General features: G+C 59.7%; 21 protein-coding genes. 10 read left to right on the top strand and 11 right to left on the bottom strand.

Features of this window, described 5'->3' with window-relative positions; all coding sequences use genetic code 11:
• Positions 1 to 5: 5 nt before the first annotated feature.
• Positions 6 to 614, bottom strand: a complete 609-nt coding sequence (gene lexA / locus ACP7BE_RS08155) for a transcriptional repressor LexA (RefSeq protein WP_029611310.1) — start codon at positions 612 to 614, stop codon at positions 6 to 8.
• A gap of 260 nt (positions 615 to 874) precedes the next feature.
• Between lexA and ACP7BE_RS08150 the strand changes: the two genes are divergently transcribed.
• The 3 genes from ACP7BE_RS08150 (at position 875) to ACP7BE_RS08140 (ending at position 3,515) form a co-directional block, all read left to right on the top strand.
• Positions 875 to 1,582, top strand: coding sequence for a TetR/AcrR family transcriptional regulator (locus ACP7BE_RS08150; protein WP_095002208.1), 708 nt, complete (start codon positions 875 to 877; stop codon positions 1,580 to 1,582).
• 183 nt (positions 1,583 to 1,765) lie between these two features.
• Positions 1,766 to 2,764, top strand: coding sequence for a beta-N-acetylhexosaminidase (gene nagZ / locus ACP7BE_RS08145; RefSeq protein WP_169916728.1), 999 nt, complete (start codon positions 1,766 to 1,768; stop codon positions 2,762 to 2,764).
• 13 nt (positions 2,765 to 2,777) lie between these two features.
• On the top strand, positions 2,778 to 3,515 hold the full coding sequence (locus tag ACP7BE_RS08140) for an S-methyl-5'-thioinosine phosphorylase (RefSeq protein ID WP_095002206.1): 738 nt from the start codon (positions 2,778 to 2,780) through the stop codon (positions 3,513 to 3,515).
• Between the two features lie 81 nt (positions 3,516 to 3,596).
• On the opposite strand, the gene ACP7BE_RS08135 is transcribed toward ACP7BE_RS08140, so the two are convergent.
• Both ACP7BE_RS08135 and mfd read right to left on the bottom strand, forming a co-directional pair.
• Positions 3,597 to 6,299, bottom strand: a complete 2,703-nt coding sequence (locus ACP7BE_RS08135) for an SNF2-related protein (RefSeq protein ID WP_426105480.1) — start codon at positions 6,297 to 6,299, stop codon at positions 3,597 to 3,599.
• An 11-nt stretch (positions 6,300 to 6,310) separates the two neighbouring features.
• Positions 6,311 to 9,760 carry a transcription-repair coupling factor gene (mfd, locus tag ACP7BE_RS08130; protein ID WP_426105478.1) on the bottom strand — a complete coding sequence of 1,150 codons (3,450 nt, stop codon included), beginning with the start codon at positions 9,758 to 9,760 and terminating at the stop codon, positions 6,311 to 6,313.
• Positions 9,761 to 10,045: 285 nt separating this feature from the next.
• Between mfd and ACP7BE_RS08125 the strand changes: the two genes are divergently transcribed.
• On the top strand, positions 10,046 to 11,509 hold the full coding sequence (locus tag ACP7BE_RS08125; RefSeq protein ID WP_083369829.1) for a glyceraldehyde-3-phosphate dehydrogenase: 1,464 nt from the start codon (positions 10,046 to 10,048) through the stop codon (positions 11,507 to 11,509).
• A gap of 152 nt (positions 11,510 to 11,661) precedes the next feature.
• On the opposite strand, the gene ACP7BE_RS08120 is transcribed toward ACP7BE_RS08125, so the two are convergent.
• Both ACP7BE_RS08120 and ACP7BE_RS08115 read right to left on the bottom strand, forming a co-directional pair.
• Positions 11,662 to 12,960: an MFS transporter gene (locus tag ACP7BE_RS08120; RefSeq protein ID WP_095002202.1), complete on the bottom strand. Its 1,299-nt coding sequence runs from the start codon at positions 12,958 to 12,960 to the stop codon at positions 11,662 to 11,664.
• A 155-nt stretch (positions 12,961 to 13,115) separates the two neighbouring features.
• Entirely contained in the window at positions 13,116 to 13,679 is a 564-nt protein-coding gene (locus ACP7BE_RS08115; RefSeq protein WP_426105475.1) for a chalcone isomerase family protein, read from the bottom strand.
• Positions 13,680 to 13,937: 258 nt separating this feature from the next.
• Between ACP7BE_RS08115 and sthA the strand changes: the two genes are divergently transcribed.
• Positions 13,938 to 15,332: a Si-specific NAD(P)(+) transhydrogenase gene (sthA, locus tag ACP7BE_RS08110; RefSeq protein ID WP_095002200.1), complete on the top strand. Its 1,395-nt coding sequence runs from the start codon at positions 13,938 to 13,940 to the stop codon at positions 15,330 to 15,332.
• A gap of 42 nt (positions 15,333 to 15,374) precedes the next feature.
• On the opposite strand, the gene ACP7BE_RS08105 is transcribed toward sthA, so the two are convergent.
• Both ACP7BE_RS08105 and ACP7BE_RS08100 read right to left on the bottom strand, forming a co-directional pair.
• On the bottom strand, positions 15,375 to 16,097 hold the full coding sequence (locus tag ACP7BE_RS08105; protein ID WP_095002199.1) for a glycerophosphodiester phosphodiesterase: 723 nt from the start codon (positions 16,095 to 16,097) through the stop codon (positions 15,375 to 15,377).
• 36 nt (positions 16,098 to 16,133) lie between these two features.
• Positions 16,134 to 16,718 carry a PilZ domain-containing protein gene (locus tag ACP7BE_RS08100; protein ID WP_153327216.1) on the bottom strand — a complete coding sequence of 195 codons (585 nt, stop codon included), beginning with the start codon at positions 16,716 to 16,718 and terminating at the stop codon, positions 16,134 to 16,136.
• A gap of 94 nt (positions 16,719 to 16,812) precedes the next feature.
• On the opposite strand from ACP7BE_RS08100, the gene ACP7BE_RS08095 reads away from it, so the two are divergent.
• From ACP7BE_RS08095 to ACP7BE_RS08085, 3 genes are all read left to right on the top strand, one after another.
• Positions 16,813 to 18,063: a lipoprotein-releasing ABC transporter permease subunit gene (locus ACP7BE_RS08095; protein ID WP_095002197.1), complete on the top strand. Its 1,251-nt coding sequence runs from the start codon at positions 16,813 to 16,815 to the stop codon at positions 18,061 to 18,063.
• Between the two features lie 7 nt (positions 18,064 to 18,070).
• Positions 18,071 to 18,754 carry a lipoprotein-releasing ABC transporter ATP-binding protein LolD gene (gene lolD, locus ACP7BE_RS08090; RefSeq protein ID WP_176464628.1) on the top strand — a complete coding sequence of 228 codons (684 nt, stop codon included), beginning with the start codon at positions 18,071 to 18,073 and terminating at the stop codon, positions 18,752 to 18,754.
• A 63-nt stretch (positions 18,755 to 18,817) separates the two neighbouring features.
• Positions 18,818 to 20,062, top strand: coding sequence for a lipoprotein-releasing ABC transporter permease subunit (locus ACP7BE_RS08085; protein WP_426105471.1), 1,245 nt, complete (start codon positions 18,818 to 18,820; stop codon positions 20,060 to 20,062).
• An 88-nt stretch (positions 20,063 to 20,150) separates the two neighbouring features.
• Here the strand turns inward: ACP7BE_RS08085 and ACP7BE_RS08080 are convergent, their stop codons facing one another.
• Together ACP7BE_RS08080 and ACP7BE_RS08075 are read right to left on the bottom strand one after the other, a co-directional pair.
• Positions 20,151 to 21,542: a heavy metal sensor histidine kinase gene (locus tag ACP7BE_RS08080; RefSeq protein WP_095038520.1), complete on the bottom strand. Its 1,392-nt coding sequence runs from the start codon at positions 21,540 to 21,542 to the stop codon at positions 20,151 to 20,153.
• Positions 21,542 to 22,222 carry a heavy metal response regulator transcription factor gene (locus ACP7BE_RS08075; protein ID WP_095002193.1) on the bottom strand — a complete coding sequence of 227 codons (681 nt, stop codon included), beginning with the start codon at positions 22,220 to 22,222 and terminating at the stop codon, positions 21,542 to 21,544. The genes ACP7BE_RS08080 and ACP7BE_RS08075 overlap by 1 nt, the downstream gene beginning before the upstream one ends.
• 155 nt (positions 22,223 to 22,377) lie before the next feature.
• On the opposite strand from ACP7BE_RS08075, the gene ACP7BE_RS08070 reads away from it, so the two are divergent.
• Together ACP7BE_RS08070 and queF are read left to right on the top strand one after the other, a co-directional pair.
• Complete coding sequence (locus ACP7BE_RS08070; RefSeq protein ID WP_095019362.1) at positions 22,378 to 22,914, top strand: cupredoxin domain-containing protein; 537 nt, start codon at positions 22,378 to 22,380, stop codon at positions 22,912 to 22,914.
• Positions 22,915 to 22,995: 81 nt separating this feature from the next.
• A complete protein-coding gene (gene queF / locus ACP7BE_RS08065; RefSeq protein ID WP_095019361.1) occupies positions 22,996 to 23,826 on the top strand; it encodes an NADPH-dependent 7-cyano-7-deazaguanine reductase QueF in 831 nt (276 codons plus the stop codon).
• 109 nt (positions 23,827 to 23,935) lie between these two features.
• Here the strand turns inward: queF and ACP7BE_RS08060 are convergent, their stop codons facing one another.
• Together ACP7BE_RS08060 and ACP7BE_RS08055 are read right to left on the bottom strand one after the other, a co-directional pair.
• On the bottom strand, positions 23,936 to 24,409 hold the full coding sequence (locus ACP7BE_RS08060) for a peroxiredoxin (RefSeq protein WP_095002190.1): 474 nt from the start codon (positions 24,407 to 24,409) through the stop codon (positions 23,936 to 23,938).
• A gap of 13 nt (positions 24,410 to 24,422) precedes the next feature.
• A complete protein-coding gene (locus ACP7BE_RS08055; protein ID WP_016780071.1) occupies positions 24,423 to 24,983 on the bottom strand; it encodes a glycine cleavage system protein R in 561 nt (186 codons plus the stop codon).
• Positions 24,984 to 25,134 lie beyond the last annotated feature (151 nt).

The following is a 25,134-nucleotide window of genomic DNA, read 5'->3' as shown; positions in this document are numbered from 1 at the left end:
TCCTATTAGCGGCGAATAACGCCGACGCTCAGGCCTTCAATAACCAGTTCCTGCTCCTTGAGATTGACTTCAATAGGGGCAAAATCCGGATTTTCAGCGATAAGCCAGACTTTGCTGCCTTCACGCTTGAAGCGTTTTACGGTCACTTCGTCGTCGATGCGGGCTACCACGATCTGGCCGTTACGCGCTTCGCGGCAGGTATGCACAGCCAGCAGGTCGCCATCGAAGATGCCGACGTCCTTCATGCTCATGCCCTGTACGCGCAGCAAGTAATCAGCTCGCGGATGGAAGAAGGTCGGGTTGATGTTGCAGGACTCTTCAACGTGTTCCTGCGCCAGGATCGGCGCACCGGCAGCAACCCGGCCAATGATGGGCAGGGTGGATTCGTCAGCCTTGGCTTCGAAGCCGGGAATGCGAATGCCTCGTGAAGCGCCAGGGGTCATCTCGATGGCACCCTTGCGGGCCAGGGCCTTGAGGTGCTCTTCGGCAGCGTTGGGTGACTTGAAGCCCAGTTCCTGTGCGATCTCGGCACGGGTGGGCGGGTATCCGTTGTCATCCAGGCATCGCTTGATGAAAGCCAGGATCTCAGCTTGGCGTGGCGTCAGTTTTAACATGATGATCGCTCTGTCTTTTTATACAGTGACTGGGATTATATACAGTGAAGGCGTATTGGCAATCATCCATTTCCGGCAGTCCGCTGGACGGTCGTCGATAAGCGTTGTGGCCCGTACCTTATCAGTTGGGGCCGGGCTGGCCGAGGCTGTGGTTAAATGCGAAACCGACCGGTCGCAAAACGAATAGGTCATCTTGACTTTTGACTGGCTGAAACGTATGTTTCAAACAAGTGTTTAAATGTTTGTCAGGCGGAGTAGTCATGGCCCAGTCGGAAACCGTTGAACGTATCCTTGATGCTGCCGAGCAGCTGTTCGCGGAAAAAGGGTTTGCTGAAACTTCATTGCGGCTGATTACCAGCAAGGCCGGGGTCAATCTGGCGGCGGTCAATTACCATTTTGGTTCAAAGAAAGCGCTGATCCAGGCGGTGTTCTCACGCTTCCTGGGGCCTTTCTGCGCCAACCTGGACCGTGAGCTGGAGCGCCGTCAGGGCAAGCCGGAGAATCGCCCGACTCTTGAGGAGTTGCTGGAGATGCTGGTCGAGCAGGCGCTGGTGATTCAGCCACGCAGTGGCAACGACCTGTCGATCTTCATGCGTTTGCTGGGTCTGGCCTTCAGCCAGAGCCAGGGCCACTTGCGCCGCTATCTTGAAGACATGTACGGCAAGGTGTTCCGCCGCTATATGCTGCTGGTCAATGAAGCGGCTCCGCAGATCCCGCCCATCGAGCTGTTCTGGCGCGTGCATTTCATGCTCGGCGCGGCGGCCTTCAGCATGTCGGGGATCAAGGCGCTGCGTGCCATTGCCGAGACCGATTTTGGCGTTAACACCTCGATCGAGCAGGTGATGCGCCTGATGGTGCCGTTTCTCGCCGCCGGCATGCGTGCCCAGAGCGGCGTCAGCGATCCGGCCATGGCCAGTGCGCAGATGCGTCCTCGCAGTAAAACTGCACCGGTCAGCGTCAAGGTTTGACCCGCTGCGGGTGGGCGCGGCAGCTTTGATCCGCTAAGCTAGCTGTCATGCCCAGCCCTGTCTTGTTCCCGTCTGCCAATTCGCCGCCGCCTCTCTGGAGTGCGGTGCGCAGGCCCGTGCCTGCGTATCCGGACCGGTTAACAAGCGCTCTCTCTTTCTAAAGGATTTCCCATGAGTTCTGCCTTGCAAGGCTCCTTGATGGTGGACGTCGCCGGTACCTGGCTGACGGCTGAAGACCGGCAATTGCTGCGCCAGCCTGAAGTGGGCGGATTGATCATATTTGCACGCAATATCGAGCACCCGCGCCAGGTGCGTGAGTTGAGTGCTTCTATTCGGGCCATACGACCGGACCTGCTGCTGGCGGTCGATCAGGAAGGCGGCCGCGTGCAGCGCCTGCGTCAGGGCTTTGTGCGCCTGCCTGCCATGCGCGCCATTGCCGACAACCCCAATGCCGAGTACCTGGCCGAGCAATGTGGCTGGATCATGGCCACTGAAGTGCTGGCGGTGGGGCTGGACTTGAGCTTTGCCCCGGTTCTGGACCTGGACTATCAGCGCAGTGCTGTGGTCGGCAGCCGCTCGTTCGAGGGTGACCCCGAGCGCGCCGCTGTATTGGCCGGGGCATTCATTCGCGGGATGAACGACGCGGGCATGGCTGCCACCGGTAAGCACTTTCCGGGGCACGGGTGGGCTGAAGCTGACTCTCATGTAGCCATCCCTACGGATGAGCGCAGCCTGGAGCAGATCCGTGCCCATGACCTGGTGCCGTTTGCCCGTTTGAGCAAGCAACTGGCGGCGGTCATGCCGGCCCATGTGATCTATCCGCAAGTCGACAGCCAACCCGCAGGTTTTTCCCGGCGCTGGCTGCAGGACATCCTGCGCGGTGAACTGCAATTTGATGGTGTTATTTTCAGTGACGACCTGTCGATGGCTGGTGCTCATGTGGTGGGTGATGCCGCCAGTCGTATCGAGGCCGCCTTGTCGGCCGGTTGCGACATGGGCCTGGTATGCAACGACCGCGCCGCGGCAGAGCTGGCACTCAGTGCTGCGCAGCGCTTGAAAGTTACGCCATCGCCACGGATTGCGCGCATGCGTGGCCAGGCCTGGGCCAGTACCGATTATCGCCAGAGCCCGCGCTGGCTGGTGGCGATGGGCGCACTCAAAGATGCTCAATTAATTGATTAAGGGATCTGCCTCAATGACGGTTTACGCAATTATCGGCGGTACGGGCCTTACCCAGCTGGAAGGGCTGACCATCAGCCGCGCGCTGGCGCTGGACACGCCCTACGGGCCGACCTCGGCAGATATCCAGATCGGTGAGTTTGGCGGCCGCGAAGTGTTGTTCCTGGCCCGTCACGGCCATCCGCACCGGGTGCCTCCGCATCAGGTCAACTACCGCGCCAACCTGTGGGCGCTGAAGCAGGCCGGGGCCGAAGCGATTCTCGCGGTAAATGCCGTGGGCGGGATTCATATGGCGATGGGCACCGGGCATTTTTGTGTGCCTCATCAGTTGATCGACTACACCAGTGGCCGCGAGCATACTTTTTTTGCCGGTGATCTGGAGCAGGTGACCCATATCGACTTCAGCTATCCCTACACCGAATCGTTGCGCGAGCAATTGATTGGCGCATTGGCGGCCGAGGGCTGCTCCTACAGCAGTCATGGTGTTTATGCCGCTACTCAGGGCCCGCGTCTTGAGACAGTGGCAGAAATCGCCCGTCTTGAACGTGACGGTTGCGACATCGTGGGCATGACCGGCATGCCGGAAGCGGCACTGGCCCGCGAGCTGGAACTGGATTACGCGTGCCTGGCGCTGGTGGTCAACCCGGCAGCGGGCAAGTCGACAGCGATTATCACCATGGCCGAAATCGAGCAGGCGCTGCATGAGGGTATGGGCAAGGTAAAAGCGACGTTGGCGCGGGTGCTGGCGGGCTAATCAAGTCCGTAGCAGCCGCCGAACGCAGCCTCGCGGAGCTCGGCAGCTGCTACAGAATCAAGCCGCAAGTTGCGTCAATTTTCAGCGCTTTTCAGTTTTAGGCGGCAACGGCGCAAACAATGCGTCGATGTCGTCATCCTGCAGTTTCCAGTCCCCTGCGACGCGTCCGTCCAGTACGCCTGCCGCCAAATCTGACTTTTCCTGCTGCAAATGCTGGATTTTTTCTTCCACAGTGCCGCGGGCAATCATTTTGTACACAAACACCGGTTTTTCCTGGCCTATACGATAGGCGCGGTCAGTGGCCTGGTTTTCTGCCGCCGGGTTCCACCAAGGGTCGTAGTGAATCACCGTGTCGGCCTCGGTAAGGTTCAGGCCTACACCACCCGCCTTGAGGCTAATCAGAAAAATCTGCAGCTTGCCGCTCTGGAAGTCCTTGACCGGTGTACGTCGGTCCCGGGTTTGCCCGGTGAGGATGGCGTAGGGCACCTTGCGCTTTTTCAGCTCGGCCTCGATCAGCCCCAGCATCGAAGTGAACTGCGAAAACAGCAGGATGCGTCGGCCTTCGGCAAACAGCTCTTCGAGCATCAGCATCAGGCTGTCGAGCTTGCCCGAGGTGCTGCCTTTTTTCGGCGGGGTGTCGCTGACCAAGCGCAGGTCGCAACATACCTGGCGCAGTTTGAGCAGCGCTTCGAGGATAATTATCTGGCTGCGTCCCACGCCCTTGCGGGTGATTTCGTCGCGGACTTTTTTGTCCATCGCCAGGCGCATGGTTTCGTACACGTCGCGCTGGGCTTCGTTGAGGTCCACCCAGTGGATGATTTCGGTCTTGGGCGGCAGTTCGGTAGCGACCTGCTCCTTGGTGCGGCGCAGCAGAAACGGTTTGATTCGCGCATTGAGATGCTGCAGGCGCTCGTTGCTGCCCTGGCGTTCAATGGGCACCCGGTAGTCGCGATTGAAAGTCTTGACGTCGCCCAGCCAGCCGGGCAGCAGGAAGTGGAACAGTGACCACAGCTCACCCAGGTGGTTCTCCAGCGGGGTACCACTCAGGCACAGCCGCTGGCGGGCAACCAGCTCGCAGGCGGCCTGGGTGGCCTTGCTGCCGGGGTTCTTGATGTACTGTGCTTCGTCCAGCACCAGCAGGTGCAGCGGCAGTTTTGCCAGATGCTCGATGTCCTTGGGCAGCAAGGCGTAGGTGGTCAGGATCACGTCGTAGTCGTTGAGGTGCGCGAAATATTTCTTGCGCGTGGCACCATACAGCGCCAGCACCTTGAGCTGCGGCGTAAAGTGCGCCGCTTCGTCGAGCCAGTTGGGGATCAGGCTGGTGGGCATCACAATCATGGCTGGGCGATCAAGGCGGCCGGCATTTTTTTCGCACAAGATATGCGCCAGGGTCTGCAGGGTTTTGCCCAGGCCCATGTCATCGGCCAGCACGCCGCCCACTTCCAGCTGACGCAATGACTGCATCCAGCTCAGGCCTTCGAGCTGATAGGGGCGCAGGTTGGCATTGAGCCCTTCGGGGGCTTCGACGCTGAAGTTCTTGATATCTCGCAGGCGCTGGGCGAAGCCGCGAATCTGCTCGCCACCTTCCCAGCGCAGGGGGAGTGCATCCAAGGCGTTGAGCCGCGGCGCGTCAGCACTTTTGATCCGCAGAGAAGTGGCGTCCGGCTCGCCCAGATAAAACTCGTCCAGAGTGGCCAGTACCGGTTTCAGCCGCCCGTACGGCAGCGCAACCTGCAGCGGACCATGGCCGCTGGCAGGGTTGGCCGGAATATTCACCAGGATCAGTTCGTCGTCCCTGCGCCGGGCGAGTTTTTCCGGGTTGAGGATGTCGCTGTGGGAGCGCATCAGGTTGAGCAGTATCGGCAGCAGGCTCAGGTGCTGGCCGTTGACGATAATCCCCAGCTCCAGGTCAAACCAGTCGCGCTCCGGGGCTTCGTCGACAGTGGCATACCAGTCTTCTACCGGGGTCAGGTCAAAGCCGAAACCTTCATCGATCTGCAACTCCCAGCCCTTTTCGGCCAGGCCTTGCAACTGGTTGAGGGTGAAATTCAGCCAGGCACTGTCATTGACCAGCTCAAACAGCTCGCCGGCGCTTTCCGGTAGTGCCTTGCTCTGGCGCGTGGCAATTTTAAAGCCCAGGCTGCGCAGTTGCTCGCGGTAAAGGTTTTCGACCTCGGGCTTGCGCTTGATGCGCAGGGTTTGCTGTTCCTGGCGCAGCAGGATGTCAGCGTTTTTTTGCCCGCTCACGTACTGGTCCAGGTAGTTGAACGACAGGGCGGCGCGGTGCTGGATATAGCGTTGCATTTTGCCGTTGCGCGGCTCGAAAGCGCTGAATTCGGCACTGGCCAGCCACAGTCGCGGTACTGGCTGGACGTCCTCGACCAGCTGTTCTGGCAGATTGTTGGGGCGACGTGAGTCGAGTACGGCCTGGAGTTTTTCCAGAAGCTCGGCATCCTGAGCAGCGGCGGGGTAGTTCAAGGTTTCTTCAATCTTCAGTAAGACGGCTGCGGTGTGCTTGCAATTAACCCGCACCGGGCAGGTACAGTGGGCGCTGACCAGCAGCAAGGTGCTTTTGGCCGAGTCGCGCAACTGAATGGTCTGTCGGTAGATGTTTTCGCCAGAGCCCTGACAGCTGGCAGTTATCAGCTTGTCGCCGATCTGGGCGATCCTGACCCGATTTTCCTTGGCGTAGCGGCGGCCACGCTCAAGGCTTTGTTCCTTGAAGCGACTGACCCAGCTTGGTGCCAGCGGCTGGGTCAGTCGGTCGGTGGGGTTCAGGGGCATGGGTTTTTCATTCAGGAAGACTTCGGCGTCAGGCGCTCGAACAGCGCTTCAATGGTATTGAAGCGTTCTTCCGGGCGCTCCATGGGTACCATGAATTTGAACAGGGTCGCGCCTTCGAATTTGTAGCGGTTGGGTTGGCCCTGGATCAATTTGATCAGCGCCATCGGGTCAACCGGGGTGTCGGCGGCAAACTCGATGCGCCCGCCCTGCGGGCCGGCGTCGACTTTTTTGATGCCTAGTTGCTCGGCCTGCAATTTGAGCAGGGTGATGCGTACCAGGTTCTTGGTCGGCTCGGGGAGCAGGCCGAAGCGGTCGATCATCTCGACCTGCAAGTCCTTGAGGCCCTCTTCATCGGTTGCCGAGGCAATACGTTTGTAGAGGATCAGTCGCGCATGCACATCCGGCAGATACGACTCGGGAATCAGCGCAGGTACCCGCAGGTTGATTTCCGGGCCGCCACCCAGCGGCTGGTCGAGGTTGGGTTGCTCGCCCTTGCGGATCGACTTGACCGCACGTTCGAGCATTTCCATGTACAGGGTAAAACCAACCGCCTGAATCTGGCCGCTTTGACCATCCCCCAGTAACTCGCCCGCGCCACGGATTTCAAGGTCGTTGGTGGCCAGGACAAAGCCGGCACCCAGGTCCTGGGTGTTGGCGATGGCTTCCAGGCGTTTTTGCGCGTCCCCGGTAATCTGCTGGCGCGGTGGCGTCAGCAGATAGGCATAGGCCTGGTGATGGCTGCGTCCGACGCGGCCGCGCAACTGGTGCAACTGTGCCAGGCCGAACTTGTCGGCGCGCTCGATGATGATGGTGTTGGCGCTCGGCACGTCGATCCCGGTCTCGATGATGGTCGAGGCGATCAGCACGTTGAAGCGCTTGTGATAGAAGTCACTCATCACCTGTTCGAGTTCGCGTTCGCGCATTTGCCCGTGGCCGATACCGATCCGTGCTTCAGGCACCAGCTCGGCCAGTTCGGCCGCACATTTCTCGATGGTTTTAACGTCGTTGTGCAGGTAGTAGACCTGCCCGCCGCGCAGCAACTCACGCAGCAACGCCTCTTTGACGGTGCTTTTGTTCTGTTCCATGACGAAGGTGCGCACCGACAGCCGGCGCGCCGGCGGCGTGGCGATGATCGACAGGTCGCGCATGCCTGACACGGCCATGTTCAGCGTACGCGGGATCGGCGTGGCGGTGAGGGTCAGGATGTCGACTTCACTGCGCAAGGCCTTGAGCTGTTCTTTCTGGCGCACGCCGAAGCGGTGTTCTTCATCGATGATCACCAGGCCCAGGTTTTTGATTTTGACATCGTCCTGCAGCAGCTTGTGGGTGCCGATGACAATATCGATCTTGCCTTCGGCCAGGTCGGCGACTGCCTGGTTGATCTCTTTGGCCGACTTGAAGCGGCTCATCACCTCGACCGTTACCGGCCAGTCGGCAAAACGGTCGCGGAAGCTGTTGTAGTGCTGCTGGGCGAGCAGGGTGGTGGGTACCAAAATGGCCACCTGACGGCCGCCATGCACCGCAATAAAGGCCGCGCGCATGGCCACTTCGGTCTTGCCGAAGCCCACGTCGCCACACACCAGACGATCCATGGGCTTGGGCGACAGCATGTCGGCGCGTACGGCTTCGATGGTGGTTTGCTGGTCCGGGGTTTCTTCAAACGGGAAGCCGGCACTGAAGGTTGCGTAATCCGCTTTCGGATCGGCAAATGCATAGCCTTCGCGGGCTGCTCGGCGGGCGTAGATGTCGAGCAGCTCGGCAGCCACGTCACGCACTTGTTCGGCGGCCTTGCGCTTGGCCTTTTGCCAGGTTTCCGAGCCCAGGCGGTGCAGCGGCGCCAGTTCATCATCGCTGCCGGTATAGCGGGCGATCAGGTGCAGGTTGGCCACCGGCACATAGAGCTTGGCGCCTTCGGCGTATTCCAGGGTCAGGAACTCGGCCACCTGATTATCGACTTCAAGTGTGGCCAGGCCCTGATAGCGACCTACGCCGTGGTCGATATGCACAACGGGTGCGCCTTCGCGCAACTCGGTGAGGTTCTTGATCACCGCATCGTTGTTGGCATCGGCGCGTTTTTCCCGGCGCCGGCGCTGCATCACGCGCTGGCCGAACAACGGGCTTTCGGCGATCAGCGCCAGCGCCGGATCCTCCAGCAGCAGGCCTTCATCCAGCGGGGCGATAGTAATCGCCAGGCGGTGCTTGCTGGCGACGAAGTCCGGCCAGCTGTCGACTGTTTTGGGTCGCAGCTTCAAGCGTTCCAGCAGTTCGAGCAGCACTTCGCGGCGCCCGGCCGATTCGGCGGTAAACAGCACGCGGCCATCAAACTGCTCAAGGAAACCGGACAAAGCCGCCAATGGCTGGTTGGCCTTGGCTTCGATGGCCAGGTTGGGCAGCGGTTGCGCCGGGAAGCGCTCACGGCTGCTGCCGGTGTCGATGTCATCCTGGCTGGCGACCACCCGCGGCCAGTTTTTCAGGCGGGCGAAGCAGTCTTCAACCGGCAGGAACAGCTCGGCAGGCGGTAACAGTGGTCGCGACGGATCGATACGGCGCTCTTCGTAGCGGTTGCGTACGTCAGACCAGAAATTCTCGGCGGCCTGCTCGATGCCTGGCAGCGAGAACACTTGCGTGTCAGCCGGCAAATAGTCGAACAGGGTCGAGGTTTCATCGAAAAACAGCGGCAGGTAGTACTCGATACCCGCAGGGGTGATGCCGCTGCTCAAGTCCTGAAAGATCGGGCAGCGACGGAAGTCGACATCAAAACGCTCGCGAAAGCGCGCCTTGAACCGGGTCACCGCGTCTTTTTGCAGCGGGAACTCACGTGCCGGCAGCAGGCGCACCGATTCAACCTTGTCGATCGAGCGCTGGGTCTCGGGGTCGAAGGTGCGCAGGGTCTCGATTTCGTCGTCGAACAGGTCGATCCGGTAAGGCAGTTTGCTGCCCATCGGGAACAGGTCGATCAACGCGCCGCGCACGGCGAACTCGCCATGCTCATACACCGTATCGACGCAGCGATAGCCACTGGCCTCAAGCCGGGTACGCATTTGCTCCACATCCAGCTTCTGGCCGATGTCCAGCACCAGGCTGCTGCCGAGCAGGAACTTGGTCGGGGCCAGGCGATGTAGGGCGGTGGTCACCGGCACTACCAAAACACCATGACTCAGTTCCGGCAGCCGGTACAGGCTGGCGATACGCTGGGAGATGATGTCCTGGTGCGGCGAGAACAGATCGTAAGGCAGGGTTTCCCAGTCGGGAAAATGCAGCACCGGCAAGTCGGGGGCAAAGAATCTCAGTTCCTGCTCAAGACGCTCGGCGCTTTGGCTGTCAGCGGTCAGGAGCAGGGTGAAGCGCCTGGCGGCGCTGGCAGCCTCGGCAATCGCGAGGCTCAGGGCGGCACCGGGCAGATTGCTCCAGTGCTGTTTACCTGCCGTGGCAGGGAGTTTCGGTAGACGCAGGACGGGCACGGAAGGTTGAGCTCCAAGCGTTGCGACAAAGTTGGCGATTGTAACGGGCCAAGGGGCTGGCTGTCAGTTGCAGCCTTTAACAGCGGCGCAAATCAGCGCATAACACTGACATGGGGGTGCCAAAGGGGCTGTGCAAGGGCAGCAGACTGATGAAATGGCAGTTGTTATAAAATTTTTCGCCTATATTTGTTGATGCTTAATCGTTTCAGTAACGGCGTATGACAGGCGTGCATTGCCCCTGCATGGGCGCAGCGGCATAATGTAGCCCCTTTTTTCAGCCCCTACATGTGGAAGGTTCCCGTGACTCAGAAGCCCGACCAGTGTCTTGGTGAATGGATCGACCGTGAAGCACTCGCAGAAGCGATGATTCCGCTTATCGGTCAGCTTTACCGCAATAACAATGTGGTTAGCTCGATCTATGGCCGCAGCCTGATCAACCGTTCAGTCATTGCGATTCTCAAGGCTCACCGCTTTGCTCGCCATCGTCAGTCCGATGACATCGAATTGTCCGTGCACGAAACTTTCCCGTTGCTCAAGGCAATGAGCGAGCTCAAGCTCGGCGCTGCTTCGGTAGACCTGGGCAAGCTGGCCGTGAAGTTCAAGGCCGAAGGCAATGGCCGCACGGCTGAGCAGTTTGTGCGCGAAGAACTGGCCGATGTTGTGGGTCAGCAAAACGCTTCTGCACGTAAAGGTACTGACGTTGTGCTGTACGGCTTCGGTCGTATCGGCCGTCTGCTGGCGCGCATCCTGATTGAAAAAACCGGTGGTGGCGACGGTCTGCGTCTGCGTGCCATCGTTGTGCGCAAAGGCGCCGACAACGATCTGGTCAAGCGTGCCAGCCTGCTGCGTCGTGACTCGGTGCATGGCCCGTTCGATGGCACCATCGTGGTCGATGAAGCCAACAACACCATCACCGCCAACGGCAACCTGATTCAGGTTATCTACGCGAAAAACCCTACCGAAGTGGACTACACCCAGTACGGTATCCAGAACGCCCTGCTGGTGGACAACACCGGTGTATGGCGTGATGCCGATGGCCTGGGCCAGCACTTGCAGTGCCCTGGTATCGATCGCGTGGTCCTGACCGCTCCGGGCAAGGGCAAGCTGAAGAACATCGTTCACGGCATCAACCACGGCGAAATCACCGCAGACGACAAGATCGTTTCGGCGGCATCCTGCACCACCAACGCCATCGTGCCGGTGCTCAAGGCTGTCAACGACAAGTTCGGCATCGTCAATGGTCACGTTGAAACGGTTCACTCGTACACCAACGACCAGAACCTGATCGACAACTTCCACAAGGGCGACCGCCGTGGTCGTAGCGCCGCGCTGAACATGGTTATCACCGAGACCGGTGCTGCTACCGCTGCTGCCAAGGCATTGCCTGAGCTGGCCGGCAAGCTGACCGGTAACGCGATCCGTGTGCCGACGCCGAACGTGTCGATGGCCATCCTCAACCTGAACCTTGAGAAGCCGGCTACCCGTGAAGAAATGAACGAGTACCTGCGTCACATGGCGCTGCACTCCGATCTGCACAAGCAAATCGACTTCGTCAGCTCCCAGGAAGTGGTGTCCACTGACTTCGTGGGTTCGCGTCACGCCGGTGTGGTGGATGCTGAAGCGACGATCTGCAATGACAACCGCGTTGTGCTGTACGTGTGGTACGACAACGAATTCGGTTACAGCTGCCAGGTAGTACGCGTGATGGAAGACATGGCCGGGGTCAACCCGCCAGCGTTCCCGCGCTAAGCAACCGCCGCAACTGAAAACGCCCCGACTTGTCGGGGCGTTTTTGTTTGTGCGGGAAACCTGTGGGAGCGGGCTTGCTCGCGATGGGATCAGCGCGGCTGTTCAGTCAGACCGCGTTGCTGGCATCGCGGGCAAGCCCGCTCCCACAGGGGTCAGGCATTACCCGCCACCGCCGATTGTGCCGTACGCAATTGATGCTGATTGCCACGGAACAACACCACGGTCGCAATCAGGCCCAGTATCGCCGCCCCGGTCAGCCACAGACCGGGGGCGGCCTTGTTGTCCAGGGCATGAATCAGGTAAGTGCAAGCCGCCGGAGTAAAGCCACCGAAAGTGGCGGTCGCCAGGCTGTAGGCCAGGGAAAAACCGGTGGTGCGCACTTCAACTGGCATGATTTCGGTCAGGGCAACCACCATCGCGCCGTTGTACGAGCCATACAGGAACGACAGCCACAGTTCGACAATCAGCAGATGACTGAAGCTCGGGTTGGCCACCAGCCAGGACAACGCCGGGTAGGCGGTCAGGATCGCCAGGATGGTCGCACCCAGCAGCAGCGGTTTACGCCCGATCTTGTCCGACAGCGAGCCCATGACCGGCAGCCAGAAAAAGTTCGACAGGCCAATGCACACTGTGACCAGCAAGGCATCGAAGTCCGACAGATGTAGCTCGGCCTTGCCGAAGGTCGGGGTATAGGCAGTGATCAGATAGAACGACACGGTAGTCATCACCACCAGGGCCATGCCACCCAGCACCAAGCCAAAGTTCTGACCGACTGAGCGAAGGATTTCACGCAGGGTAGGGTGATGTTTGCGGGCTTCGAACTCAGGAGTTTCTTCCATCGAGCGGCGGATCACAAAGATCACCGGCACAATCATGCAACCCAGCAGAAACGGAATCCGCCAGCCCCATTCACCCATTTCTTCAGGGCTTAGCCAATGGTTGAGACCAACCCCCAGCAAGCCTGCGAACACCACGGCAGCCTGCTGGCTAGCCGACTGCCAGCTGACGAAGAAACCCTTGCGGCCCGGTGTGGCGATTTCTGCCAGGTACACCGACACCCCGCCCAGTTCCACGCCAGCCGAAAAACCTTGCAGCAAGCGCCCGAGCAACACCAGCAGGGGTGCGGCAACACCCAGGGTGGCGTAGCCCGGCACGCAGGCGATGAGTACGGTACCCATGGCCATCAGGGCCAGGGTAATGATCAGGCCCTTGCGACGGCCGTGGCGGTCAATATAGGCACCGAGAAAAATCGCACCCAGCGGGCGCGCGAGAAAACCGGCACCGAAGGTGGCCAGGGCGAGCATCAGTGAGGCAAAAGCGCTATCGGTTGGGAAGAAGGTTTTGGCAATGGCCGTGGCGTAAAAGCCAAAGACCATAAAGTCGAACATCTCTAGGAAGTTACCGCTGACAACGCGAAAAATCGCCTTGCCTTTGCCCGTACTGGAGGCCATCAGAAATCACCCGCTCTTATCTGTTTTTATGCGTTATCCGTGTTTTTACTCGTCCACACTGCCAGGCAATGACCTGCGCCATTGCGCAAAACAGTTTTGTAACCATATGTGTAACAAAGTGTGTAGGCAACATTTGTTGGCGCTACACGGCCGGGCTAGGGCCTTTGCGCAAGCAGGCTCAGGCGCAGAGGGTCGGGCAGACCTTCGGGTGCGAGCCAGATGCCCAGGTAGATTTTGGCCAGTTGATGATTCTGGCTGGTGAAAATGACCTGACCATTGCGCTCCAGCTTCAGCCCGCGTTGCGGGTTGTAGTCCAGGGCGTAGCGATCGCCGCGTTTGATATCGCCAAAACTGGCCTGAAGTTGTTTTAGCGGGGCGTCGAGGCGAGCCAGGGTGGCTGCCGGTTGCTGGCGCTTGAGGATGGTGGCCGAGGCCCGGGTGATATCGCTGTGCTCCAGATCGCGCAGATAGAACAGCTCAAGGCGCAGCTCGCGCTGTTCGTCAAAGGCCTGTTGCGGTTGGATGCCTGGCTGGGTGAAAAGGGCTGCGGCATAGATATCGGCCCAGAGGTAGGTCAGCACGATCTGGCCTTTGCGTTCCATGAGTTGCGTGCCATCGCGCCATTGGGCGGGAAAGTTGGCTTCTTTTAGCCGAGCTGACTCATCGGCCAGGCTGGTGGTGGAGTAAAGCAGCAACAATACGATCAACAACTGGCGCATGGTGGATGGCTCTGATCGATGGGTTGTTAGAGGTTATGCCAGTTTTGCTAAGTGTGCGGCAGCTGCTAGGCAGGCTCGCGCGCGCGATGGGATGTAGTGAACACAAAAATAGCCAACGACCAGACCAAGGGTTAATGTTCGCGGCGTTCAGGCTTCTATAGACTGTGCCCCACGTTTTGATCCTTCATGGCGCTGGCCGCGACATGATTTAGCCGTAGGTGCCCAAAGCGGTGCCACGGCCTGTTCTGAGGAGTACGCATGGCTGTCTACAACTACGACGTAGTGGTACTGGGTTCCGGCCCGGCAGGAGAAGGTGCGGCAATGAACGCCGCAAAAGCAGGGCGCAAGGTGGCAATGGTGGATAGCCGGCGTCAGGTTGGCGGCAACTGCACGCACTTGGGCACGATCCCGTCCAAAGCCTTGCGTCACTCGGTTCGCCAGATCATGCAGTTCAACACCAATCCGATGTTTCGGGCCATTGGTGAGCCGCGCTGGTTCTCGTTCCCGGACGTACTGAAAAGTGCCGAGAAGGTTATTTCCAAGCAAGTGGCTTCGCGCACCGGTTACTACGCACGTAATCGCGTCGACCTGTTCTTCGGCACCGGCAGCTTCACCGACGAGCAAACCATCGAAGTGGTGTGCACCAACGGCGTTGTCGAAACCCTGATGGCCAAGCAAATCATTATCGCCACCGGCTCGCGCCCGTATCGCCCGGCTGATATCGATTTCACTCACTCGCGTATCTACGATAGCGACACCATCCTCAGTCTGGGCCACACCCCGCGTAAGCTGATTGTTTACGGGGCAGGCGTGATCGGCTGCGAATACGCGTCGATCTTCAGTGGTCTGGGGGTGTTGATTGAGCTGGTGGATAACCGCGAGCAACTGTTGAGCTTCCTCGATTCCGAGATCTCGCAAGCGCTGAGCTACCACTTCAGCAACAACAACATCACCGTACGCCACAACGAAGAGTACGAGCGGGTAGAAGGCGTCGAAAACGGCGTGATCCTGCATCTCAAGTCCGGCAAGAAGATCAAGGCCGACGCCTTGCTCTGGTGCAATGGCCGTACCGGCAACACCGATCTGCTGGGTCTGGAAAACATCGGCATCAAGGCCAATGGCCGTGGCCAGATCACGGTTGATGAAAACTACCGCACCACCGTGCCGAACATTTTTGCCGCAGGTGATGTAATCGGCTGGCCAAGCCTGGCCAGTGCCGCCCACGACCAGGGGCGTTCGGCAGCGGGCAGCATCGTTGATAACGGCAGCTGGCGCTTCGTCAATGACGTGCCGACCGGCATCTACACCATTCCGGAGATCAGCTCGATCGGCAAGAACGAGCAGGAGTTGACCCAGGCCAAGGTGCCGTACGAAGTGGGCAAGGCGTTTTTCAAGAGCATGGCGCGTGCACAGATTGCCGGCGAGCCGCAGGGCATGCTGAAAATCCTGTTCCACCGTGAAACCCTTGAAGTGCTGGGCGTTCACTGCTTCGGTTATCAGGCATCAGAGATCGTGCACATCGGCCAGGCGATCATGAACCAGCCGGGCGAGCTCAATACCCTGAAGTACTTCGTGAACACGACGTTCAACTACCCGACCATGGCCGAAGCCTATCGGGTAGCCGCCTACGATGGCCTCAACCGGCTTTTTTGAGCGGCTCCGGCCGGTGGCCTGAGCCGGCCGGGGAGACCGATTTCAGCTATTCCCGAGGGTGGCAGTGGCCAAACCGGGAAAGTCTGTAATCAGGCTATCTACGCCGAAGTCGGCGAGCCTGCGCATCAGCGCAGGTTCGTTGACTGTCCATACCGACACATGCAAACCCTGACGCTGGGCCTTCTCCAGGCGTTCAGGCGTGCACAGTGTCCAGTTCAATGCCAGCATCTCGCAGCCATAACTCTGGGCGACCTTGATCGGGTCGAGCCAGGCGTATTCGGCCACCAGGCCGCGGGACAGGTCTGGCGTCAACTCCAGCGCAGCCTTGAGCACCTCACGCGAGCTTGACGTGACCGTGACCTTGTCCATCAGCCCGTGACGTACCGCCATTTCGCGGATTGCCAGCACGGTGGTTGCTGCGCGGGTGCGCGAGGCGCTCTTGACCTCCAGTTGCCAGTGCTCGAAGTCGCACTTTTCAAACAGCTCCTCAAGGCGCGGGATCGGGCACGGCTGCATCCAGCCCGGGCCACCCTTGCGCGCGTCATAGGTCACCAGGTCGGCAGCCGTGTGCTCGATAACCTTGCCGCGCCGGTCCGTGGTGCGCTTGAGGGTCGGGTCGTGGATGACCATCAGCTCACCGTCCTTCGACAGGTGCAGGTCGAGCTCACAGCGCCGTACGCCATGCTTGAGGCATTGCTCAAAGCTGGCAAGGGTGTTTTCCGGTGCTTCGCCTTTGGCGCCGCGATGGCCATAAATCAGGGTCACATTTGCTCCTTGTACAGAGTGATCACGGCCCGGTGCTTACTCGGGCGCGGATGTTTGTTGTTCGCGGGCCAGGCGGCGCGCCTGTGCCTGTTTTTGCAAAATGTAGCGCGCCAGCAACTGGCGCTGCGTATCGGTGAGGGATTCAAATTCGGTATTGACGCGGTAACCGGCATCCTGTGCCTGGCAATCGATGACGCGGGCGCGTAACAACAAGCCCAGGGCCTGGGGCATCAATACCAGCTTGACTGAAAGGTGGCTGCCCGCCGGGCAGGGGTGCGGGTGATGGAACTCGATACCGCCTTCGGACAGCATGACCGGCTGCAGTTCACCGATCTGGCCCAGCACCGTTTGCGCAACGATCTGGCTCAGCAGTTCGACACGTTTGTTCAGGGTTTTAAGGTAGCTGGAAAGGGTGCGGTCGCGTTCGCTGATCTGGCGCAGCAAATGCTGGGACTCGAATTCGCTCAGGTGCAATTCGCTGAGCAAATTGAACAGCGGTGACTCATCCTGCAACACTTCACTGCTCGCGGCTTCGAGGGCCGACAGCGGGGTTATTTCCAGTGCGATCATATCCTCGATACGGTAGTATTCGCGGCGATCTGCTTCATCTAATGTCGACATGGCGAACCCATGATGGCGGCTGTGGTCTGAGTGTAAAGCTGCTTATCAGGCCCCGCCACAAGGACGTCTTCTTTTCCCTCGAACAAGCCCCGACATGTTCAGACCTCTCTCTTTATTTATCGGCACGCGTTATACCCGTGCAAAGCGTCGCAATCATTTTGTGTCGTTTATTTCCCTGACCTCGATGATCGGGCTCGCCCTTGGCGTGGTCGTGATGATTGTCGTGTTATCGGTGATGAACGGCTTCGATCATGAGATGCGCACCCGCGTGCTGGGCATGGTGCCCCACGCGACCATCGTCGGCGACCAGCCGATCAGTGACTGGCAAAGCCTGGCGGCCAAGGTCAAGCAGAACCCGAAGGTGGAGGCGGTTGCGCCGTTTACCCAGATGCAGGGCTTGCTGACCAATGATGGCAACGTGCAGAAAGTCCTGCTCAATGCCATTGACCCGGCGCAGGAACGCAATGTCTCGATCATTGACCGGTTTATGCAGCAGGGCCAGCTCGACTCGCTGACCCCGGGCAGCTTCGGCATCATCATTGGCGACAAGGCCGCGAAAAAGCTGGGTGTGAGCGTCGGCGACAAGCTGACCTTCGTTGCGCCGGAAGTCACGGTGACACCGGCCGGCATGTTCCCGCGCATGAAGCGTTTTACCGTGCAGGGCATTTTTCATGTCGGTGCCGGTGAGATCGACGGCTACCTGGGCATCACCAACCTGCAGGACCTGGCGCGTTTGCAGCGCTGGAAACCTGACCAGGTACAGGGCCTGCGGCTGAAGTTCGATGACCTGTTCGAGGCGCCGCGCACTGCTTGGGAAATCGCCCAGCAGCTGGGCGAGAGCCAGTATTACGCCCGTGACTGGACCCGTACCCACGGCAACCTGTACCAGGCCATCCGCATGGAAAAAGCCATGATTGGCCTGCTGTTGCTGCTGATTGTGGCCGTGGCCGCGTTCAACATCATTTCCACGCTGGTGATGGTGGTCAATGACAAGAAAGGCGACATCGCCATCCTGCGTACTCTGGGGGCGACGCCGGGCACCATCATGGCCACCTTTATGGTTCAGGGCACCGTTATCGGTGTGGTGGGTACTGCCATCGGCGCGGTGGTCGGGATGCTTGCTGCGCTCAATGTCAGCGCTGCGATCTCAGCCCTGGAAGGCCTGATCGGGCACAAGTTTCTCAATGCCGATGTGTATTTCATCGACTACCTGCCGTCGCAATTGCAGGCGCAGGATGTGTTGATGGTATGCGGTGCGGCATTGGTTCTGAGTTTCCTCGCGACCTTGTACCCGGCCTGGCGTGCTGCGCGCACCCAGCCTGCGCAGGCGCTTCGTTATGAGTGAGTTGGGCATGAAAGAACAAGCAGTGTTGAGTTGCCGCGACCTGGGCAAGTCCTACGAGGAAGGCCCGGAATCCGTGGTGGTGCTGTCGGGACTGCAGCTTGAGCTGCACCCCGGTGAGCGGGTGGCGATCGTCGGGACTTCGGGTTCGGGCAAAAGTACCTTGCTCAATATGCTCGGCGGCCTCGATACCCCGACCACCGGCAGTGTCTGGCTGGCCGGTGAAGAACTGTCTGCGCTGGGTGAAAAGGCCCGCGGCCTATTGCGCAACCGCTCATTGGGTTTCGTCTACCAGTTTCACCATCTGTTGCCCGAGTTCACCGCCCTGGAGAACGTCTGCATGCCGCTGTTGATCGGCAAGACGGCGATTCCCGAGGCGCGTGAGCGGGCCACGGCGCTGCTGACGCGGGTGGGTCTGGGCCATCGCCTGGAGCATAAGCCGGCCGAACTGTCGGGCGGCGAGCGCCAGCGTGTGGCGATTGCCCGGGCGCTGGTCAACAAGCCGGGGCTGGTGATGCTCGATGAGCCAACCGGCAACCTCGACTCGCACACGGCCCAGGGCATTCAGGACCTGATGCTGGAACTCAGCACGTCAATGCGCACTGCGTTCCTGGTGGTAACCCACGACATGAACCTGGCCCGCCAGATGGATCGCGTGTTGCACCTTCAGGAAGGTCGCCTGACCACGATCTGACTGGCCAGCATCTGACGCCTGCAAGCGGGCGTCAGGTCTTCAATTTTTATACGGTGCCCGCGAATGTTCAGACCGTTATCGATTTTTATCGGCACGCGCTATACCCGCGCCAAGCGCCGCAATCGTTTTGTTTCGTTTATTTCCATGACCTCGATGATCGGCCTCGCCCTCGGCGTGCTGGCGATGATCGTGGTGTTGTCGGTGATGAACGGCTTCCAGCGTGAAATGAGTAACCGCATCCTCGGCATGGTGCCCCACGCGACCATCGTGGGCGTCAAGCCCATCGATGACTGGCGCCCGGTGGCCGAGGCCGCGATGAAAAACCCTGAGGTGACGGCAGCCGTGCCGTTTACCGAGCTGGACGGCATGCTGTCCTATAAAGGCTCGATGCAGCCGATCCAGATCAGCGGCATCGATCCGGAGCAGGAAGGCAAGGTCTCGATCGTGACCCAGCACATCATGCAGGGCAGCCTCCAGGACTTGAAACCCGACGAATACGGTGTGGTGCTGGGCGATATTGTTGCGCGGCGCTTCCGTTTGGGCGTGGGTGACAAGATCACCCTGATCGTCCCCGAGGCCAGCACCGCGCCTGGTGGCATTACTCCGCGCCTGCAGCGGTTGAATGTGGTGGGTATCTTCAAGGTCGGCGCTGAACTGGATGGCACCATGGGCCTGATCCATATGGCCGATGCTGCAGCCATTCAACACTGGGAGCCGAATCAGGTGCAAAGCGTGCGCCTGGCGGTCAAGGATCTGTACGCGGCACCGCAGGTTTCACAGCAAGTGGCGGCCGGCCTGGGGGATGGTTACAAGGCTGACGACTGGACTCACACCCAGGGCAGCCTGTTCAGCGCCATGAAAATGGAAAAAACCATGATCGGTCTGTTGTTGCTGATGATCGTGGCCGTGGCGGCGTTCAACATCATCGCCACGCTGATCATGGTGGTGAACGACAAGGGCGCCGACATCGCGATCTTGCGCACCATTGGTGCCACGCCGCGGCAGATCATGGCCATCTTTATGGTGCAGGGCACGGTGATCGGTATTGTCGGCACCTTGATCGGTGGCGTGCTGGGGGTGATTGCGGCGTTGAATGTCAGTGAGCTGGTGGGCTGGATGGAGCGGGTGACCGGGCAGCATATCTTCAGTTCCGACGTGTATTTTGTCAGCAACCTGCCATCCGAGCTGCAGGGCGGCGATGTGGCGCTGATCTGCGGTGCGGGCTTTGTACTGAGCTTTCTGGCTACGCTGTATCCGGCGTATCGGGCAGCGAAGATTCAACCGGCCCATGCGTTGCGGTATTCCTGATAGTTGAAGAGCAAAAGCCCCTCACCCTAACCCTCTCCCGGAGGGAGAGGGGACTAAAGGCAAAAGCAGTTCTGCGCAGCGCCACAAATCAGCTCCCTCTCCCTCCGGGAGAGGGCTGGGGTGAGGGCAGCTTTGCTGGCAGCTCCACGACAAACCGCGTTACCCCCTCTTTCGACTCACAGCAGATCTGCCCGCCATGGGCACGAATGATCGACTGGGTGATCGCCAGCCCCAGCCCCGCATGCTCACTGCTGCCTTCACGGCGTGCCGGATCTGCCCGGTAAAACCGGTCAAACAGGCGTGGCAGCAGTTCTGCAGGGATTCCCGTGCCCGTGTTCTCGATGCTGATGCGCGCAGTGCCCGGCAAAGCCTCAATCAGCACTTTGATCGCGCCACCCGCCGGCGTATAGCGCAAGGCGTTATCCAGCAGGTTGGAAAGGGCGCGGCGCAGCATGCTGCGGTCGCCTGCAAGAAGTGCATTGCCTTCGCGGGTCAGTTCAATGTGCGAGTCTTCGGCCAGCAGCGCATAAAACTCCAGTAATGCCTCCACTTCCTGACCCAGATCCAGGGCTTCGCGCCGAGGCGTAAGCAAGCCGTGATCGGCCTTGGCCAAATAGAGCATGTCGTTGACCAGTTGCGCCATCCATTGCAGCTCTTCAAGGTTGCTATGCAGTGCCTCGCGGTATTCTTCAATGCCCCGGGGGCGGGTCAGGGTGACCTGGGTGTGGGTCAGCAGGTTGGACAATGGCGTACGCAGTTCATGTGCGATGTCGGCGGAGAATGCCGACAATCGCTGGAATGAATCGTCCAGTCGCGCAAGCATGGCGTTAAAAGCCGTGGCCAGCTCTGCCAGTTCAGCGGGCATTTGTTCCTGGGGCAGGCGGGCGTTAAGCGAGTCGGCCGAAACGCTGGCTGCGATCGCGCTCATGCGGCGCAGAGGGCGCAAGCCGCTGCGGGCTGCCCACGCACCAAGAATCGCCGTGGCCAGTGCCGACAGGCCTACAGTCATCCAGATCAACCTCTGCATGCGCTGCAGGAAGTGCTGGTGGTGAGTGATATCCAGCAACAGGGTCAGATGCGGCGCATCGGGGCTGTCGGTCTGCGGGACCAGAACACGGTAATCGGTGCCGTTTATTTGCAGGCTGCCCAAGCCCGGGCGGGTCTCAAGCGCCAGTGGCAGGCGCGGTGAGCTGTCAAACCATAGATGCCCGTCCGGGCCGCGCACCCGTATCGCCAGGTCCGGCTGGTGGGCCAGATCCTGCATCAGGGCGGGCAGGCGCAGGGTGAAGCGTTCAAGGGTGTCAGCCCCTTGCAGCGTACTGCGTAGTACGGCGAGGCGACTTTCCATCAGTTGCTGGTCGAGCTCGACAAAATGCACCTCGCTGGCGCGTCCGAACAGCACCCCGGCAAACAGCGATACCACGGCGGTACAACCGGCAAACAGCAGCGCCAGGCGGCTGCTCAACGACAGGCGGCGCATCAACTGCTGCGCTCTTCAAGCACATAACCCATGCCGCGCACGGTGTGGATCAGCTTCTGCTCATGGTTGTCGTCGATTTTCAGGCGCAGGCGGCGAATCGCCACTTCGATGACGTTGGTGTCGCTGTCAAAGTTCATGTCCCATACCTGTGAAGCAATCAAGGACTTGGGCAGCACTTCTCCCTGACGGCGTAGCAGCAGCTCCAGCAGGGCGAATTCCTTGGCGGTAAGGTCGATGCGCTGGCCGTTGCGCTCAACACGGCGGCGGATCAGATCCAGGCGCAGGTCGGCCAGTTGCAGGCTGGTCTCCTGGGGAGTGTTGCTACCGCGGCGCAACAGGCTGCGAACCCGTGCCAGCAGCTCGGAAAAGGCGAACGGCTTGACCAGATAATCATCGGCCCCCAGCTCCAGGCCGTGGACGCGGTCAGCGACCGCATCCCGTGCGGTCAAAAACAGCACCGGCATGCTCAGTCCGGCACTACGCACCGCTTGCAGGATTTGCCAGCCATCACGGCCAGGCAGCATGACGTCGAGAATCAGCAGCGAGTAATCCCCGGTCAGGGCCAGGTGTTGCCCGGTAATACCGTCGGCCGCCAGTTCGGTGGTGAACCCGGCCTCGCTCAGGCCCTGGCGCAAGTACTGTCCGGTTTTGACCTGGTCTTCGACTATCAGCAGTTTCATGGTCGACTCATCATAAAAATTATCCTCAGCCTTATACCTTGGTGCAGGTTATGCAGGGTCAAGCTGACAAAGTTGTAATCTTGCAGTCAGTTGAATGCCAGTGCTGAGACTTTAAAGTAGCGCCAAGCCTGACATTTTTGTTTCTGGGAGTAAGTATGACCGCACGTATCCGTTTGTCGCTTGCTGGCTGTTTTTTGGCCTTGAGCCTGCCGGTAATGGCATCGCCTGCCGGGCATTTTGATTTTGGTCAGCCCGCACCTGCCGCCAGCGCCACGCGCACGGTTGAAATCGACATGACTGATATTGCCTTCACCCCAAAGTCGCTGGATGTGAAAGCCGGTGAAACGGTGCGTTTTGTCCTGGTCAACAAAGGGCAGTTATTGCACGAGTTCAACCTGGGCAATGCCGCGATGCACGCGGCACATCAGAAAGAAATGCTCGAAATGCAGCAAAGCGGCATGCTTACCCCGACCGGTATGGGGCATGACGGCATGGATCACTCGGCAATGGGCCACGGCGCCATGAATATGCCGGGCATGAAGCACGATGACCCCAACAGCGTGCTGGTCGAGCCGGGTAAAACCGCGGAGTTGACCTGGACCTTCACCCGCGCCGACAACCTGGAATTTGCCTGTAATGTGCCGGGTCACTATCAGGCTGGCATGGTCGGCAAGGTGAAAGTTGCGCCTTAAAACGTCCTGATTGTCGGTGAACGCTGAAAGCCTGGCTTAAACCCGATAGAATTACCGGGTTTTTCTAGCCAGGTTTTTGTCATGCATCCCGCCGCCGAACATTCCCCGCTGGGCAAGTCCAGTGAATACATCAGCACTTATACCCCGTCCTTGCTGTTCCCGATCCCGCGCGCGGCGAAATGGGCCGAGCTGGGGCTGAGCGCCGAAACGCTGCCTTATGTCGGCGTGGATTTCTGGACCTGCTTCGAGCTGTCCTGGTTGTTGCCATCGGGCAAGCCGGTGGTGGCCATTGGCGAGTTTTGCTTTGCCGCCGATTCGCCGAATATCGTCGAGTCCAAGTCGTTCAAGCTGTATCTCAACTCGCTGAACCAGACGGTATTTGCTGATACCCCGAGCCTTGAGGCTACATTGCGTGCAGATTTGTCGGCTGCATCCGGCAAGCCTGTCAGCGTGCGCGTACGCAGTCTGGATGAAGTTCAGGCTGATGGCGTAGCCGTATTGCCGGGTGTGTGCATTGATGACCTGGATATCACGGTCAGTGATTACGCGCAGCCGCGTCCTGAATTGCTCAAGTGCGACGATTCCCAGGTGGTTGAAGAAAGCGTCTACAGCCATTTGCTCAAATCCAACTGCCCGGTCACCAGTCAGCCGGACTGGGGCACGGTGGTGGTCGAGTACCGTGGGGCGGCGCTGGATCACGCCAGTTTGCTGGCGTACCTGGTGAGCTTTCGCCAGCATTCGGACTTTCATGAGCAGTGTGTGGAGCGGATCTTTCTCGACCTGCAGCGTTTGCTCAAGCCCGAGAAGTTGACCGTGTATGCGCGCTATGTGCGCCGTGGCGGGCTGGATATCAACCCGTACCGCAGCACCGAAGCGGTCGAGTTCCAGAATGTGCGGTTGGTGCGTCAGTAATACGCTGTGACTCATGTGGGAGCGGGCTTGCTCGCGATAGGTCTATGCGGTTTGCCTGACAAACCGCGTCGCCTGAATCGCGAGCAAGCCCGCTCCCACAGAGTTTTGCTTAGCCGTTATTCAACGCCTTGGCCTGCTCCAGCACTGCCTCGACATGCCCTGGCACTTTCACGCCGCGCCATTGGTGACGCAACACGCCGTCCTTGTCGATCAGGAAGGTGCTGCGATCCACGCCGAGGTACTCCTTGCCGTACAGCTTTTTCAGCTTGATCACGTCAAACAGCTGGCACAGGGCTTCGTCCTTGTCGCTCAGCAACTCAAACGGAAAACCCTGCTTGGCCTTGAAGTTCTCATGGGACTTGAGGCTGTCGCGGGACACACCAAACACTTCGGTATTGGCCGCCTGGAACTCGGCGTAATGGTCGCGAAAACCCTGGCCCTCAGTGGTGCAGCCCGGCGTGCTGTCCTTGGGATAGAAGTAGATCACTACCTGCTTGCCCTTGAGCTGCGACAGGCTGACGGTTTTTTCACTCGTCGCCGGGATCTGGAAATCGTCTACGGGTTGGTCAATTGCAACAGCCATTGAATCGGTTTCCTTACATCGGGTTCTGTGGGCGCCAAGGTTCGATCAGTGCGTCCAGGTTCAGCGCGTCGGCGAAGTCGAGGAACTGATCACGCAGCCAGCTGATTTGCACGCCGGCCGGCAAGGTCACAGTGAAGGTGGCGTTGAGCATGGTGCCGCCGGTTTGTGGCGCCTGATAGGTATCGCACGTCAGGTTTTCCAGCTCGACGTTATGGTCCATGAAGAACTGGCACAGCTCGTTGATGATGTCCGAGCGGTAGGCCGAGCTGACATAGGCCACGTACGGCAGCGCCTGCGGGCGGGTTTCAAGGGCCGCACTGCGTACTACATTGACGCTGAACGCGTGCTTTTTGGCCAGCGCAGGCAAGCCAGCTTCAAGGCGTGCCAGGGCGTCCCAGCTACCGGTAACTTCCAGGACCAGGGCACTGCATTCGCCGTGGCGAGTCAGGCGCGAGGTCACGACAGCGCAGCGATTTTCATGGCTGGCGCGGCACAGCACGTTAGTCAGCTCCATTGGGTTGGCGCCAAGGGCACTGATGACAAGGAATTGTTCGCGAACTGTGGGGGTGGACATTCAACCTTCCTAAAACGATGAGCGGTCAGTACGGTCGATGGCAGGCAAGTTGAGTATCAGGTAACACTTGAGCGTCAGAAGCCCGTCAATACTGCGTTCCAGGCGGTTTGCAGGCTCTGCAAAACGTGCTCGGTGGCGTTTGGGCGGGGCT

The sequence above is a fragment of the Pseudomonas sp. TWR1-1-3 genome (assembly GCF_049896805.1).
Classification (GTDB): Bacteria; Pseudomonadota; Gammaproteobacteria; order Pseudomonadales; family Pseudomonadaceae; genus Aquipseudomonas; species Aquipseudomonas bubulae.
The sequence above is the reverse complement of the archived record's forward strand: the minus strand, read 5'-3'. Positions and strand labels throughout refer to the sequence as shown.